Raw genomic sequence first — 15,436 nt, forward strand, 5'->3', positions numbered from 1 at the left:
GTAAGCTAGAACTCCTAGCTGCTCGAGTAGACTCCTTTTTTCATATAGGGAGTCAGTGCGTAGTAGTCCTAATTGCACGAACAGGAAGAACGATCTTCCATAAATCACCCAAGAAATCCCAGAGTACATGCAGTAGTAGAATTCTTATCCTGAAAATTCTATCATTCCTATTAATTATTCCTTTAATATTTGTCCTGATCTTCAAATGTGTAATCCGATTGATTCTTTACTTTAAATATTCTTTTAAAGAAATACATCCATTCGTTAGCAGTGTAAAATCAATACTAGACGAGCCTCAAACTCAAGAAAGTAAAGAGAAAAGCAAAGAAGAGATATTACCCATATTAAGCGACTTGGTCTATGAAAATATGAAGCCAGTGATGGGCAATTTGGAAGACCGACCAGCAGCACGCGAACAAGTAAATGAAGTGGTTGGCAAAGCGGGGGGATTATTAAGTGACTTTATTGTTAATAGTGCGGGTGCAATAAAACAGGGCGGACCAAAAGGAAAAGAGGCAGTACAACAACTCTTTAGCAATTTAGGATTAGCATTAAGCGACTTTCTCGTTAACGGTGAATCTGAAAGTAGTGTAGGGTCAGGTGATATAGAGTTAGACTAAAGAACTCAATTCATATCAAACTCTATAGGTCGGAGAGTTTAAGAAAAAGTAGGAGTCCAAACTTTCTATAAGAGAGGGTTTCCAGATAATGTTAAAAAAACTGGAACCCTCTCTTATTTTTTAACTTTATTATCAAAGGTATAGGCAAGCATAAAAAGACCTATTCTTGTATTAATTATTTTATTTCTTAGATTATAGCTTTCCCTATGCTCTGAATAAGCTCATGTTCTTCTAACATTAAGTTATTTTACGTTATAGAAAGAAGTAACGTTTATTTAAAATATTGCGCTGATTAAAGTAATAATAATTATATGGATTACGAGTGCTTGTATTCAAAACAACATGGGTTGAAATCGAATGATCTATAGACAGTTAAAAGTATTGTTCTAGTATTACATTCCTTTAATCTAAATTCGGGGTAGCAACAAGAGCTTACTTAGAGTTAACTATCTAAGAGAAGTTTTTTCTATCGCGGATATATCCTTGCTGCGACAATATTGTCCCAGGAAAGCCTTCCCACAAGAGTATAGGAACTCCCTCATAAGAAATCTTTTCCAAAAAAGACACGCCAAGCTTTTCTAGTTCTACGAGGATAAACATGCCGAAATTTCTTTTGATTGCTTCTAATTTTGATTTTTTGGATAACGTACCCTCTTCCCTGGGGAAAAAGACATGAGCCCAGACAAAGTTAGGATCCGTGCTTGTTGCGTGGCCTTTGTCTTTGAAGTAGGTGCCTCTTCCCAAGGATACATTTGGAAAATCTGTTAATCCATGAATGAAGATGTAATCTAACATAAAACGAAGCAGTTGTCTTTTGCCTTCCTCGCTTACCAGTATATCTTTTTCTTGCTCTTGCATACGTTTAAAAAATGCCTCTTCTTCGGGGCTTGAGAACAGTAGGAGAGGAGTTGTAATACGTCTAGTTGGCAGCTCAAACTCTTTTACTGAGATGTCTTTTTCTAATAAATCAAGATTAATGGCAAAAGTAATTTTTGGTGGCTTACTTTCACGACATTCGATTTTTATCTGTTGATATTTTGGTGGCATATGGAAGAAAGCGGTTGCTTTGATGGCTGCTTTTTTGATTGCTTCTGGATTTGCTGCAAGGATGAGTTCTTCTTCTTTAGAAACTGGTGTCGGTATGTAAAAACATTTTCCAAAGAACAATGTTTTATGTAGAAGATAGCGTATTGCAAAAGCAATTAAGACCAGGGGTAGGAGAATAAAGGATAGGATCTTTACAATCTTCTCGATAAGAGAAATATCTTTTTCCTTTTGAGCGGCTAGTTTAAAACCATTTGAGGTTGTAGCTATTATGTGGCTGTAATTACCTCCAAAGAAAAAATATCGATCTAATTTTTCTAATAAAGACGCAGTCCAGTTTTTCTGAAAGCCAGAAGAAAAAATATATGTATCCATAAAACTAAAGGATTTAAGATAATTTCCTGTGAAATTATATCTTTTTGCAAGATTTCTTTGAAAAAAAGATTATAAAGTAATTTTTACTTATAAGTAAATAAAAAGACTGTAAAGATTATTTGTTTTTAGAACTACTTACTTTGAGGCAGCCTGTAGTTCATATTCTTCCGAGGGTTCCATTCCTGTGGAGAGCAGAGAAAATACGGGGATAGCATCAAGAAGTTCTTGTGTGATTATATGTTCTGGATTAGAAAAAATTTTTTCTCTGTAAGCATGTTCAACAAGATTTCCTTTGTCCATCACAGCAATAGTGTCAGCAATATAGTAAGCTGCTGACATATCATGGGTGATGAAAAGGAGGGTATTTTGGTATTCTTTTTTTATTGTTTGAAAAAGATCTAAGATTAAGGATTGATTGAGAGTATCTAGTGAAGAAAGGGGCTCATCGCAGATGAGGAGCTCGGGTTTTGATACAAGAGCTTTCGCAATCGCTATGCGTTGTTTTTGTCCCCCGCTGAGTTTATAGGGCTTAAGGTCAAGAACGGATTTAGGAAGGTTAACAAGGTCAAGAACATTATAAATTTTTTTATTTTGTTCAGCTTTAGAATAAGTTCCGATGATATTTAAAGGCTCGGCAATAATTGCTTTTATAGACATGCAGGGATTTAAACTAGAATCAATATCTTGCCAGATCACTTGGGCTTTACGTACTCTAGGAATGTTAGGATTCATATGGAAAGTGATTGTCCCCGTAGTTGGTTTTAGAAGATCCAGAATAGTAAGCGCTAAGGAAGATTTTCCTGAGCCACTAGGTCCTACAATCGTTAAGCAGCTTCCTTTGGTTAGTTTGAGGTTAATTTGATTAAGAATTTTCTTTCCTCTGATCACTAGGGAAAGATCCTCAATACTCATTAGGGTTGTCATAAACCACCTTGTATACTCATTAGAGATCGGAACTTGTTTTTAAGGATGGGAGAGGTGTTTTTTTTAATAGGAATTTTAGAAACAGCATTGAGAAGCTCTCGAGTGTAGGGGTGTTTAGGAGATAGGAAAATCTCTTCTACGGTTCCTGTTTCTATAAGTTTGCCATCTTTGATAATACAAATATCATCACAGAGTTCTTTGACTAGAGATAGGTTATGGGTAACAAGAAGAATTGTAGCTTGTCGTTGCTTTTGAATATTATAAAGAATTCTAAGAATCTGAGCTTGTGACATAGAATCTAGAGCTGTTGTAGGTTCGTCAGCAAGAATGAGCTTGGGTTGGCTTGCTAGCGCTATGGCGATAACTACGCGTTGGCGCATCCCGCCGCTCAATTCAAAAGGGTATTGTGAGAAGCTATGCTTTGGATTAGGGATGCAAACATCTGTAAGGAGTTCCATAGTTTTATCATAGGCTTCGCCCTTATTTATTTTATGGTGCTGCCTTAAGGTTTCTATGATCTGCGTTCCTATACGCATTGAGGGGGTTAGAGAACCCATAGCGTTTTGTAGTATCGTGGCAATCTTCTGACCACGGATCCTATGGAGTTCTTTAGGTGAGAGTTTAGTAATATCTATGTCTTCAAATAAAATGCTGCCGTTTTTGACCAAACAATTTTCTGGAAGAAAACCTAGGATAGCTTTGGTAATCGTAGTTTTTCCTGAGCCACTCTCTCCGACTAGAGCAAGACTACGATTCTCTCTAAGCTGCAGCGATAGATTTTCAATAAGAGTTTTATTGGGATTCGTAGAAGCTACTATAAGATCCTTGATATTTAGTAAGAAATTATCCATGAGATCCCTCTTCAACACATAATGCTTTAGCTCCTTCCCCGATCAAATTAAAGCTTATAGAGAGGGCAATCATAATTAAAGAAGGGAAAAAAAAGAGCCATGAGTAATAGTCTATGGCATTGATTCCCTCTTTAACTAGGGTTCCGAGGCTTGCTTGAGGAGGTTGTATCCCTAGGCCAAGGAAGCTAATAAAGGCTTCAGTATAGATAGCTCCAGGAATGGTAAAAATCAATGTAGATATGATTGGAGCTAGGGTATTGGGAAGAAGATGTTTCTTTAGAATGTGAAACGTAGATGCGTGCATAGCTTTTGCAGAAAGGACAAAGGGTTTATTTTTCAAGAGTAGAAACTGTCCATAGATAATTCGGGATATAGGAATCCATCCTGTAATTGTCATCGCAAGAATTAGAGGAAGGAGTCCGTGATGAAATATGATTAGGAAAAGAATAATGATCGGGATTCTAGGTAGAGAAAAGAGAATCTCTGTTGTTCGCATCATTAAGAAGTCTATTTTTTTTCCTCCAGATATAGCAACTGTGGCCCACAAAAGTCCCACACAAACGTCAATAAGGGTAGCAACTATTGCTACGAGCAACGAGAGCCGTAAGCCTCTCAGAGTACGAGCGAACATACATCTTCCTAAAGTGTCTGTGCCAAAAGGAAAGCGGGAGCACGGAGAAACAAGAATGTCGTTTAATGAAGTTTGTTCATAATCTTGATAGAACGACGGCAAAAGGATTGCTCCAAGAATTAGAGTACTGAGAATAGTGAAACCCGTAACAAGCATTTTATTTTGGATTATAGATTTCCAAATGTTACGTGGTGGAACTAAGGATAGGTTTTCCATAAGTTTATGTTTTTTCTCTTCTGATTGTTTTTATTTTCTTTTTTTTCCTTTTCCATGGGCATAGCGGATTTGAGGGTCTATGATGGATTGAATCAGGTCAGAAAGTAAGGAAGAGAGCATAAATAAAGTTCCATAAAATACGGATAAGCCAAGGGCTACTGGGTAGTCTCGCTGTTTGATACTACAGATAAACCATTTGCCTAGTCCAGGAATACAGAAGATATTTTCGATAGCAAAGGTTCCTGTAATGACTGTAGTAATTAAGAATGCGGAATAAGAAATAGTTGGGAATATAGCATAGGGTAAAATATGTTTTATAATGACCTTAAGTGGGGAGAGTCCTTTTGCATAGGCTAATAAGACATAGTCTTCGTTTAAGGCCGAAGCAACTGAAGAGTAGGTAAGTTGTATGATGAAGGCCATGGGGGTTACAGCAAGTGCGATAGTCGGGAGTATAGTATGGGCAAAGCTTCCCCAACAAGCAATGGGAAGAAGAGGAATTTTTACAGCGAAGACATGCTGCAAGAGTGTCGCAAATATAAACGCTGGGATCGAAATTTGTAGTATAGAAGCTCCTAGGATATAGCGTCTTTGTTTCTTTTTTTTTAATGCGGCTATGGTGCCAAGAGCAGTACCTCCTCCTATTGAGAGAAGAAGACTTTGCAATCCTAGAATTGCAGATATGGGGAAGGCTGTGGAAATAATATTTATAACTTTGCGATCTTTATAAACTAAGGAGTTTCCAAAATCTAATTTAGCAATTGAATGAAGATATTTTGTGTATTGTTTATAGAGGGGTTTATCTAAACCGTAGCGAGCTTTTAGGGTTTGTAAGACTTCTTCAGAAAGAACATTACAGCCTTCGTCATTGAAAGGATCTCCAGGGATTGTTTTCATAACGAGGAACGTGAGCGTTACAACAATCCAGAGAGAAAGCAAGTTAAAAAGAATACGATTTTTTATGTACGAGAACACGAGAGACAACCCCATTAAGAATTTCTACCTTGAAGTAGACGTCAGCCCTAAAATGTTTAAGTCATTATACTTTCGTTTTTAGTCATCTTCAATACAAAAAATGCATTGGGTGGGAAGACTTATATTTTCTGTATTTTTCGATAAACCAGTTATTTTTTAAACAATTGGGTTTAACATGGATTCAGTAATTGGAGGTAGTCTTATTCTTAGGGGACTTTCAATTTTAATTGTAGTTTAAAATAAAAAAATCTTTAGTTTTTTCCTTTCAGGATTATCTTTGAAAATTTTTAGTTTTTCAACTACTAATCTAACTTAAGATTTCGACATTTTTGAGATCCATATGGCCTAGAAGAGAGCCAAATGTATTTTGAATCTTAGGGTTTATAGCATAAATATGCTTACCATGATACAGAGGAATAATAGGGGTTTCTTCTTCTATCATCATTTCTGCACGTTTTAAATTGTCTTTGTAGGCTTGAGTGAGACGGATTTTGGCTAGAGTCTCTTCATAATCACAGTTTTTCCATTTTGTGAGGTCTTTAGGGTTGCCTAGGATAGATAAAAAGGACATGGGGCTTAAGTATTCCGCAATCCATCCTCCTGTTGCTATGAAGAAATCTCCTTGACGTCGTTTCTTTAGAAAACAGTGGTATTCTGTTCCGTAGATCTTGATTTTCAATCCCAAGACATCTTTAAGCTGTCTTTGAATTTCTTGAACTATAATGGAAGAATTATATGAGTCCACAGGATAGAGGATGCTGAGCTCAACAAGTTCTTTTTCTGAGAGTGTTTGTTTAGCTTCTTGAAAATAAGCTTTGGCTTTTTTAAGACGTTCTTCTGTTGTTATCTCTTCTTCAATGTGGATTTCTGAGAGATCTGGGGGAACTAGAGTTAGGGCTTCTTCTGTTGAAGGCACGAGTCTTGAGATCGCTTTTTTATCAACGGCATAGGCAATCGCTTTGCGTAGCGCTTTATTTTGTATTAGAGGTTTTTGCAGGTTATAGATAAGAAGGGTTGTACTTAATACTGGGTAGGTATGAATCTTTTCTTTAGCCAAGATTTTTTGATCTTCATTAGGTAGGGGAGAGCTCCAGGGTGAGCCAATCCAGTCTATAGACTTATTTTTAAAAAGCTTGCTTGCTGTGGACTGGTCTGGGATAATTTTTAGAGTCACTAAGTTTAAGTGTACCGATCCATGGTCATAGTAGTAAGGATTTTTTTCTAAAATTACGTAGTTTTGGTGTTCACGTTTTTTTAAGATAAAAGGTCCGTTTGAAATATATGTGGATGGGGGTGTTCTCGTCTTATAGTAGTCTCTAAAAGACTTATGAACAGGAGAAAATACTGGGCAAGCCATAAGTGCAAGAAAATACGGGAAAGGTTGTTCTAGAGTGATTTCTAAAGTAAGATCATCTTTTGCATTTATACCAAGAGTTTCCCTAGATTTTTGACCGCTGTTGATTGCTAAAGAGTTTTTAATCACACTTAGTAAGGTGTGTACCGAAGTTGAAACTTCTTCGGAATGGAGTTGTTTCAAAGATTCTTCAAAATCATACGCAGTGAGAGGGGTTCCGTCACTCCATAAAGAAGGTCTAAGTTTGAAAGAATAGACTCTCTGATCTTCAGATAAGGTATAACTTTCTGCAAGAGCCAGTTTGATTCCTTCATGAGTTTCTCTTGTAAGCCCTTCATAAAGTGCTTTTGCCAAGGAAATGTCTCTGCTTAAATAGGCATTGCGAGGATCTAGATCGGCGAGATCATGGCTCATGGCAATGATAAGATTTTTTTCTGAGATTTCTTGTTTTGAGCAACTTAAAAGAGTGGGACATAAGAAGAAAAGAGTAAGGACAAGACTTTTTAAGAGATGTTTAAGTCTGTGTATCTTCATGTGTTACTCGATTTGAGACTTTGACACTTAGTGTTACGTTTATGAGGATTAACCGCATTGAAAAAGTTAAAAATTGCGGTCCATGGGCTGGGGTATTTAGTAAGTGAAAAACTAGCTTCTTTTATTTTTGACGATAGAAAACTTTGGGAGGGGTTATCCTAACATATTTCTATCATTTACTTTTTCTCCATACGAATTTAGACAGAAGAAACTTTTTATAAAGATAGAACCAGTATAGTTGGGAAGAAACGTCTCTTCAATAAAAAAATATTCGATTGCGATAATGAAATTCTTCTTCTGACTAGGGAAAATAGGTGTATTTGAGATCTACAGCTCCAGAGGCATTATGGATTACCCCCTCTATAGGATCTTGAGTGAGGTAATCATAACTCATATAGTAAAGCGGGATAATCTCAAAGTTTTGCAGGAGTTTAGCTTCTTCAGAAATTAGACTAGCTCCTGGGTAGTAAGCAACTCCAGTTTGCGTTGCTATCGAGTAATCTTGGATTTTTCGTTTGTTAACAAAGAGATGATATTCGAGTCCTTCCAGGATTAAATCTATCCCAGCAGCTTTCCATTGTTCTTTCAAAATTTCTGCAATCCGTTGACATCTTAAAATATCCGATGGGTAGGTTAAAACTAGTTTTTCTTGGGGAGTCAGGGGCTTTTGTTTTTTGTATTGATTAGGTTGTGGAGCTCCTCGAGAAAGTGTTTCTGCAGGTTGTTGAACTCCTTGAAGGGCTTCTCGAATGATAGATTGCTTATCAATAGAAGTTGCGAGTCGGTGTCTATTCTGAAGACTATTTAGGTGCTCGGATTTTGGATTTAGACAGAGCCAAAAGGCACCTTCTACAGGATACATGTAGTAGTGATACTGAGTTTGTCCCTGGATTTCCCAAGGAATACCTTGATGCCAAGGTTGCCCTACCCAATCGACTTTTCCTCTATTTAAGAGATGAATGGCTGTATATATATCAGGAATAATGAGGAGTGTTATTGAGTTTATCGAAACACAGTGGTAATCATAATAGTTGGGATTTTTCTTTAAATAAATGTTGTGCCCTGGAAAGTATTCTACAAGAGTATAGGGACCACTAAAGATTTTAGGATTTTTTGGTTTGAAGATAGCAAATGCAGGAAAGGCAAGAAGCTTAGGAAAATCAGGATGCGGTGATTCTAGGGTAACAGTAATAGCATTGGGTGAGGGGGTATAGAAGTTTAGTCCTTGGAAAACTTCCATATGGGGAGAATGTTTTTGGGCATATTCCCACGCATTGCGGATATCTTCAGAGGTGATGGGTGTTCCGTCACTCCATAAGGCACTATCTTTAATAAAGAAGGTATAAGAGCAAAAATCTTCAGAGACTGTATACTGACTCGCAATGGCCAGTTCCAGATCATTCAATCCATTACGAGTTTCCCTAGTCAGACCATCAAAAAGAAGCTGTGCAATGGAAAGGTCCATAGCTCGCTTTGCTTGTTCAGGAGAAAAAGCTATAGGATCGTCGTGAATAGCGATAACTAAAGATTGTTTTTGTCTTGAAGAGTAGTAGGAACATCCAGTAAGGCTTGTGAAAAATAAAGCTAGGGCAATCCATCGTAAAAACATTATAAAAACATATTACTTTATTAAATTTACTATCGAACTTTAACTCTAAACTTTTTCTCCTATAGTTCTTCTATAAAACGAAAGTCCGATGTCCTTCGAGCAAGAAAGTTAAAGTTTTTAATATTTTTATTCAAAGCAATTCGAAGATTCGGATGACACAGTGGTTCAAGAAAATGCAGGTTTTCTAAGTAGTCAAGGGCTTCGATGACAAACTGATCTCGGGGTTTTTTTTTATGTTCTTGTGTGATTTTTGTAAGGAGAGTTTGAAAATACAGGTCTTCGAGAACATAAGGGGAGATTCCTCCCGGATAGGCAAAGATCATAAGATAAGACATCGGATCAATAAATGATCCCGTCCATTGATTTACTGTCAAGGAATAGTTCCCTTCTAGGAGGTTCTTATGTATCATGAAGAACTCTTGGCCTACTATAGGAATAGTAAATCCTAAGACCTTTTTCCATTGTTCTCTTAGGATTTGGCAAATCCTTCCATAAGAAAAAGAAAAGGTTGAAAAAGCTAAGGTTTCTTTTTCTAAATCTTCACGTGTGATTTGGAGTTCGCTCAGAGCTTCTTCAAAAAGTTCTTTAGCTTCAATACTTCTTTTGCTTTGGGTTGCCCGTTGAGGATACGTGCCTGGATACAGTCTTTTATTGAGTATATGATCGGTGGGTTCAGCAAGGCCTTGGTAGACAACTTTGGTTAGGATATCTTTATCTATGGCAAGGCTGAGCGCCTTGCGTAATTTAGAATTGTTCCAGGGACTTTTTTGTATATTAAAGATTAGCCATGTAGTAGAGGTGCCTGGAAGAGCAAAAAGCTGGTCATCTTGATGTAGAGAAGCTGAGATTTCTGGAGGAATGGGTTCTCCCCAAGGAGGGCCTTGCCAATCTAATTTCTTGTGTTTAAATAGAATCGCTGCAGTATTAGGGTCTGAGATAAATTGTATAATAATTTTGTTTAGCCTAACACAGCTTTTATTATGGTACATTGAGTTCTTCTCTAGATAGAGTCGACGACCGTGTTCTAGAGATACAGGACGGAAAACACCACAGGTAATAGCCATCTCTTGAAAAGAGGTACTACGATTTCGAAAAGTTTCATGAACAGGAAAGAAAATCGGGAGGGTCAAAAGATATAGAAAATGAGCACAAGGAGCTTCCAACTGAATTTCAAGATGACGATCGTCTAAAGCTCGGACTCCTAGGTTTTCTGGCAACTCGTTATGATTGAAAATTGCTCTAGCATTTTTGATAGGTAGAAAAGCGTAGGTATATATAGAGGAGATATCTTCCTTGAGAATTTCTTTCCAAGAGGAGACGAAATCTTGAGCTGTTAGAGTGTCGCCGTTACTCCAAAATATATTTTTGATTTTAAATGTGTATAAAGTGCGGTTTTCAGAAATAGTATAACTTTCTGCAAGAGCAGTTTTTATCTCCCCACTTTCAGAGTGTTCTTCGACCAGTCCCTCATATATATGACGGATTAGGGTTTGATCTGCAATGAGACGAGTTTTTCTAGGATCAAAGGAACGTGGCATTTCCTTCATATTTACCACAAAAGTTCCTTTAGAGCGTTGAGATGAAGAGCATCCTAAGGAAACTAGCGAAAGAGCGGTTATATATAAGATCAGAAAGCGGAACATAATAGAAGACCTTTCTTTAGACTGCGATTGCAATTTCAGGAATGCGGTTTCAGGATTTAAAGAAATCATTCCTTAGGGGATGGGCGGAAAAAGGGTGCTAACAAGGGCACCAAGTTTAGTATAAGATTCAGTTCTTGACAAGCTTGCGAAATTTAAGGAGGTATTAATTTTCCTTAGCATAACGGAAATCCACTACTCCTGTTGGTGAAACCCCTAGATTAGAAAGTTTTTTATTCATAGCAAATTGAAATGCATCGTGATAAATGGGTTCAATAATATGAAAGGTTTCTAGATAGAGAGAGGCCTCTGATACTAATTTCGAACGTTTTTGGGGATCTTGCTCATGCTCTATATTTTGCAGAATTTCAAGAAAGTCTTTTTGGTTAATCGCATAGGGAGGAACTCCTGATGGATAAGCAAAAATAGTTAGAAATGCCATAGGGTCTGCAAAATCTGCGAACCACCCTCCTGTGGCTAGTGAGAAGTTCCCTGAGGCTAGGTCCGCTTGAAGAAATGCAAATTCCTTTCCAATAATAGGAATAGAGAATCCTAGAGTTTCTTTCCATTGTTCTCGCACAAGTTGGACTAGCAAAGAACTTGCAGATGAAGAAACCGGAAAAATAAGATTCAGATGCTCTAGGTCTTTAGCGGTAATTTGGAGTTCTTCGAGAGCTTCTTTGAAGAGCTTTTTAGCATAAGCTTTGCAATTTAGTATCTTTTGTTGCTGGGATTCAGGATAGCTATGAATGTTTGTGGGTAGGAGATGATTTGCAGTTTTTGCGCGGCCTAAGAATAAAGTAGAAACCAGAGCTTCTTTATCCAGAGCACATGCCAAGGCTTCCCTAAGTTTCATATTGTTTAGAGGGAATTTATGGATATTGAAGGTAAGCCATGAAGTTCCTGCGACATCAAAAGAGTGTAGATGTCCCTTAGACTCTAAGTTAGATAGGGTTTCTTGGGGAATACGTTCTCCCCAAGGAGGTCCTTGCCAATTGAGCTTTCCCTGATTAAATAGTTTTGCTGCTGTGTTAGCATCAGGAATGAAGTGAATGGTAATCGTTTCCGTTTCAACCTTGCTCTGATTATAGTAGTAAGGGTTTTTTGAAAGTCTTATCCATTGCTTTTGCTTGATTTTTTTTGGATAGAAGGCCCCGCTTGCTACGGGTAGAGATTTGGAAGAAAGGCTTCTTTGAGATTTGTGAACGGGGAAAAAGACAGGAAGAGCTAAAAGTTTTAAGAAATGTGAAGTTGGAGATTCTAGGGTAATGATAAGCGTAGATTCGTTAGGAGCACTGACTCCAAGATGGTCGATCGAGAGTTGTTTTTCTTGAATCTTCCTTAAATTTTTAATCGGATTGAAGGCAAAAGCATAGATTCCTGAGACTTCTTGGGTAGCTACTTGTTTCCAAGATTCTATAAAGTCTTCGGCTTTGAGGGGATCGCCATTGCTCCAAAAAGCTGGTTTCAGTTTAAAAATATAGGTTAGTCCATCTTCAGAAAGAGAGTAGCTTTCTGCAAGAGCGGGCTCTATGTTTCCTGAAAGGATATTTTCTTGAACCAATCCTTCGTATATATGCTTAACAAGGCTGATTTCCGAAAGGAGTCGTACTTGTCTTGGATCTAAAGAACGGGGTTCATCTCTTATATTAATAGCGAGTTCCCCTCGAGATATGGGGGGGCGCCTGAACTCTTTGCAGCTTTGGAGGCCGAGGGAGAGGGTACAGAACAGGGCGATACAGATTCCCATTGACATCTTGCGCATATACGAATTTCCAGAAGATTAGAATTTTTTTGAAAGGATTCTCCTCCAAGACCCGCAATCATAGCGGCATTATCAGAGCATAACTTAGCAGGAGGGAAGTATAAGGGTAGATCACACGCAGCTTGTATTGCCGATCTAAAATATGCATTAATGGCTACGCCCCCTCCAATAAGTACAGATTGGCACGAAAATTCTTTTATAATAGCGGGAAGTTTTTCTGCAATAGTAGTACAGGCAGCTTTTTGAAATGAAGCCGCAATATCTCTTTGTTTTTCTAAAGATATCTTTGGAATAGGAGAGCGGGGGCTGCTATTTTTCCCTTTGATTGCGTAGAGAACAGCCGTTTTAAGACCGCTGAAGGAGAAGTCGTAGTTGGGGACTTTAGCTGGGCTAAAAAGATACCCATTTTCAAACCCTTCTAAGGCAAGTTTTTCAACTAGGGGGCCTCCAGGATACGGCAATCCTAGAAAACGTCCTACTTTATCAAAAGTTTCTCCTATGGCATCATCTCGAGTTTTTCCTATAAGTTTATAGGATGTAGGATTTTCTATAAGAAAGGCTGCAGTATGAGCCCCAGAGGCAACAAGACCGAGAGCAGGGAATTGTACATTTTGCGCTGCCATATAGGCAGCATAAAGATGGGCTTCGACGTGATTGACTCCAATCAAAGGTTTTTTTGCACCTATGGCAATGCCTTTACCAAAATGTACTCCTACTGATAGAGAACCTAGTAACCCTGGAGTTTGTGTCACTGCAATCAGGTCCATATCCTTGATCGAGAGATTTGCCTGTTCTAAGGCTTTATTTATAACTTTTGGAAAGGTAGCGAGATGGGCTCTTGAAGCAAGTTCAGGGACTACACCACCATAGGATGCGTGGATATCTTGAGATGCAATAATATTTGCTAATATCTGCTTATCACCATTAACTATAGCGCAAGCAGTCTCATCGCAAGAGCTTTCTAAGCCTAGGGTAAGCATAATAAACCAAGAAAAGAAAACGTTGCCTTTTATACTATGGGGGACTTCTCAATATGAGCAAGTAAAAGTTACACGGGGTTTTTATGAAAAAAAAAGTAACTATAGATAAAGCTTTAAAAGAAATTTTATCTCTTGAAGGGGCCGCAACTCAAGAAGAGTTGTGTGCAAAACTTTTAGCTCAAGGTTTTGCTACGACCCAGTCTTCGGTATCTCGATGGTTGCGCAAGATTCAGGCTGTAAAAATTCCTGGGGAGCATGGAGCCCGTTATTCTTTGTCGTCCCCCAAAGAGAAAATAAATACCCGCGATTTGGTGCTTTCTATTCGCCATAACGCCTATCTTATTGTTATTCGTACTGTCCCGGGTTCTGCTTCCTGGATCGCAGGGCTATTAGATCAAGGACTTAAGGATGAAATTCTTGGAACTTTGGCAGGAGACGATACCATTTTTGTAACTCCTGTTGAGGAGAGACGACTTCTATTTTTGATGAGTGCGATTGCGAATCTGCTGCAAGTTTGCTTGGATTAATTGCATAAATATGATTTATTATAAATAAATATGCATAAGAGGTCAGAGTGGATCATTGGCTAGCTATAGCAAGACTATTGTTCAGAGGATGCGGCTATACCCTATTTGTTAGCGGGATAGGCATTCTTCTTGGTTCTATTTTAGGACTTTTGATTGGCACGGCGACTTCTCTATACTTTCCTTACAGGTTAACCAAATTTTTAGCTAATAGTTATGTGACTATTATCCGCGGGACTCCTTTATTTATTCAAATCTTGATTGTATATTTTGGTTTGCCAGGCGTTGTCCCGATAGAACCCACACCCTTAGTTGCAGGAATCATTGCCTTAAGTATGAACTCTGCAGCATATCTTGCAGAAAATATCCGAGGAGGAATCAACTCTCTTTCTATAGGACAGTGGGAATCTGCAATGGTCTTAGGGTATAAGAGGTATCAAATTTTTATTTATATTATTTATCCTCAGGTTTTTAAAAATATTTTACCTTCGTTAACAAATGAATTTGTCTCTTTGATTAAGGAAAGTAGTATCTTGATGGTTGTGGGTGTTCCTGAGTTAACTAAAGTAACTAAGGATATCGTTTCAAGGGAGTTAAATCCTATGGAAATGTATCTTATTTGTGCTGGTTTATATTTCTTAATGACAACAGCATTTTCCTGTGTCTCCAGGTTATCGGAAAAGAGGAGAAATTATGACAATTAGAGTCCAAAATCTTGCCTACTCTGTAAATAAAAAGAAGATTTTAGATGGTGTAACTTTTTCTTTGGATCGAGGACACATTACACTGTTTGTTGGGAAAAGTGGTTCAGGAAAAACAACGATCTTACGTGCTTTGGTAGGCTTAGTCCATCCCATCCAGGGAGATATTTTCATCGAAGGGGAGGTTCCAGCCTTGGTTTTTCAACAACCTGAGTTATTTTCTCATATGACAGTATTAGGAAATTGTACACATCCGCAAATTCATATCAAGGGATGTAGCACCGAAGAGGCTAGAGAGAGGGCTTACGATCTTTTGCGTTTGTTAGATATTGAAGAAGTTGCTAAGAGTTATCCTGACCAAATCTCTGGGGGACAAAAACAACGTGTAGCAATTGTACGTTCTTTATGTATGGATAAACATACACTACTTTTTGATGAACCTACATCAGCTTTAGATCCTTTTGCTACGGCATCGTTCAGACATCTTTTAGAAACACTCCGAGACCAGGAGTTAACTATAGGTGTGACCACTCATGATATGCAATTCGTTCACAGTTGTTTGGATCGTATCTATCTTATAGACCAAGGAACTATTACAGGGGTGTATGACAAGCGTGACGGAGATCTCGATTCCGATCATCCGTTATCAAAATATATGCACTCTGCAGAACAGTGACTACAGCTGCTTTAGCA

Annotated in this window: 12 protein-coding genes and 2 pseudogenes; 4 read left to right on the forward strand and 10 right to left on the reverse strand. The window is 38.0% G+C overall.

Annotation, left to right across the window (positions count from 1 at the left end; translation table 11 throughout):
- A pseudogene (locus tag CMV32_RS05510) lies at nt 1–620 on the forward strand (hypothetical protein); the annotation flags it as partial.
- 450 nt (nt 621–1,070) lie between these two features.
- Here the strand turns inward: CMV32_RS05510 and CMV32_RS00050 are convergent.
- The 10 genes and pseudogenes from CMV32_RS00050 to tsaD form a co-directional block, all read right to left on the reverse strand.
- The gene (locus CMV32_RS00050) at nt 1,071–2,039 is read right to left on the reverse strand and encodes a DUF648 domain-containing protein (RefSeq protein WP_100933927.1); all 969 of its coding nucleotides are present in this window, start codon (nt 2,037–2,039) and stop codon (nt 1,071–1,073) included.
- A 135-nt stretch (nt 2,040–2,174) separates the two neighbouring features.
- Nucleotides 2,175–2,963, reverse strand: a complete 789-nt coding sequence (locus tag CMV32_RS00055; protein ID WP_100933928.1) for an ABC transporter ATP-binding protein — start codon at nt 2,961–2,963, stop codon at nt 2,175–2,177.
- The gene (locus CMV32_RS00060) at nt 2,960–3,814 is read right to left on the reverse strand and encodes an ABC transporter ATP-binding protein (RefSeq protein WP_100933929.1); all 855 of its coding nucleotides are present in this window, start codon (nt 3,812–3,814) and stop codon (nt 2,960–2,962) included. The genes CMV32_RS00055 and CMV32_RS00060 overlap by 4 nt, the downstream gene beginning before the upstream one ends.
- Nucleotides 3,807–4,661, reverse strand: a complete 855-nt coding sequence (locus tag CMV32_RS00065; protein WP_100933930.1) for an ABC transporter permease — start codon at nt 4,659–4,661, stop codon at nt 3,807–3,809. Before CMV32_RS00065 ends, CMV32_RS00060 begins: the two co-directional genes overlap by 8 nt.
- Nucleotides 4,662–4,691: 30 nt before the next feature.
- Nucleotides 4,692–5,636 carry an ABC transporter permease gene (locus CMV32_RS00070; protein WP_100934322.1) on the reverse strand — a complete coding sequence of 315 codons (945 nt, stop codon included), beginning with the start codon at nt 5,634–5,636 and terminating at the stop codon, nt 4,692–4,694.
- 307 nt (nt 5,637–5,943) lie between these two features.
- On the reverse strand, nt 5,944–7,524 hold the full coding sequence (locus tag CMV32_RS00075; RefSeq protein WP_192940624.1) for a peptide ABC transporter substrate-binding protein: 1,581 nt from the start codon (nt 7,522–7,524) through the stop codon (nt 5,944–5,946).
- A 301-nt stretch (nt 7,525–7,825) separates the two neighbouring features.
- Nucleotides 7,826–9,133, reverse strand: a complete 1,308-nt coding sequence (locus CMV32_RS00080) for an ABC transporter substrate-binding protein (RefSeq protein WP_100933931.1) — start codon at nt 9,131–9,133, stop codon at nt 7,826–7,828.
- Nucleotides 9,134–9,192: 59 nt separating this feature from the next.
- A complete protein-coding gene (locus CMV32_RS00085; protein WP_100933932.1) occupies nt 9,193–10,776 on the reverse strand; it encodes a peptide ABC transporter substrate-binding protein in 1,584 nt (527 codons plus the stop codon).
- A 163-nt stretch (nt 10,777–10,939) separates the two neighbouring features.
- Nucleotides 10,940–12,538: a peptide ABC transporter substrate-binding protein gene (locus CMV32_RS00090; RefSeq protein ID WP_239923113.1), complete on the reverse strand. Its 1,599-nt coding sequence runs from the start codon at nt 12,536–12,538 to the stop codon at nt 10,940–10,942.
- Nucleotides 12,487–13,518: pseudogene (gene tsaD, locus CMV32_RS00095) on the reverse strand (tRNA (adenosine(37)-N6)-threonylcarbamoyltransferase complex transferase subunit TsaD); the annotation flags it as partial. The gene CMV32_RS00090 and the pseudogene tsaD, both read right to left, overlap by 52 nt.
- Before the next feature lie 83 nt (nt 13,519–13,601).
- Between tsaD and argR the strand changes: the two are divergent.
- From argR to CMV32_RS00110, 3 genes are read left to right on the forward strand one after another with little or no spacing between them, the layout of a single operon-like run.
- Nucleotides 13,602–14,045 (forward strand): arginine repressor, encoded by a 444-nt coding sequence (gene argR, locus CMV32_RS00100; RefSeq protein WP_100933934.1) that lies wholly within the window; start codon nt 13,602–13,604, stop codon nt 14,043–14,045.
- A gap of 47 nt (nt 14,046–14,092) precedes the next feature.
- The gene (locus CMV32_RS00105; protein WP_100933935.1) at nt 14,093–14,746 is read left to right on the forward strand and encodes an amino acid ABC transporter permease; all 654 of its coding nucleotides are present in this window, start codon (nt 14,093–14,095) and stop codon (nt 14,744–14,746) included.
- Nucleotides 14,736–15,419: an ATP-binding cassette domain-containing protein gene (locus CMV32_RS00110; protein WP_100933936.1), complete on the forward strand. Its 684-nt coding sequence runs from the start codon at nt 14,736–14,738 to the stop codon at nt 15,417–15,419. The genes CMV32_RS00105 and CMV32_RS00110 overlap by 11 nt, the downstream gene beginning before the upstream one ends.
- Nucleotides 15,420–15,436 lie beyond the last annotated feature (17 nt).

The organism is Candidatus Chlamydia corallus (genome assembly GCF_002817655.1).
Lineage (GTDB): Bacteria > Chlamydiota > Chlamydiia > Chlamydiales > Chlamydiaceae > Chlamydia > Chlamydia corallus.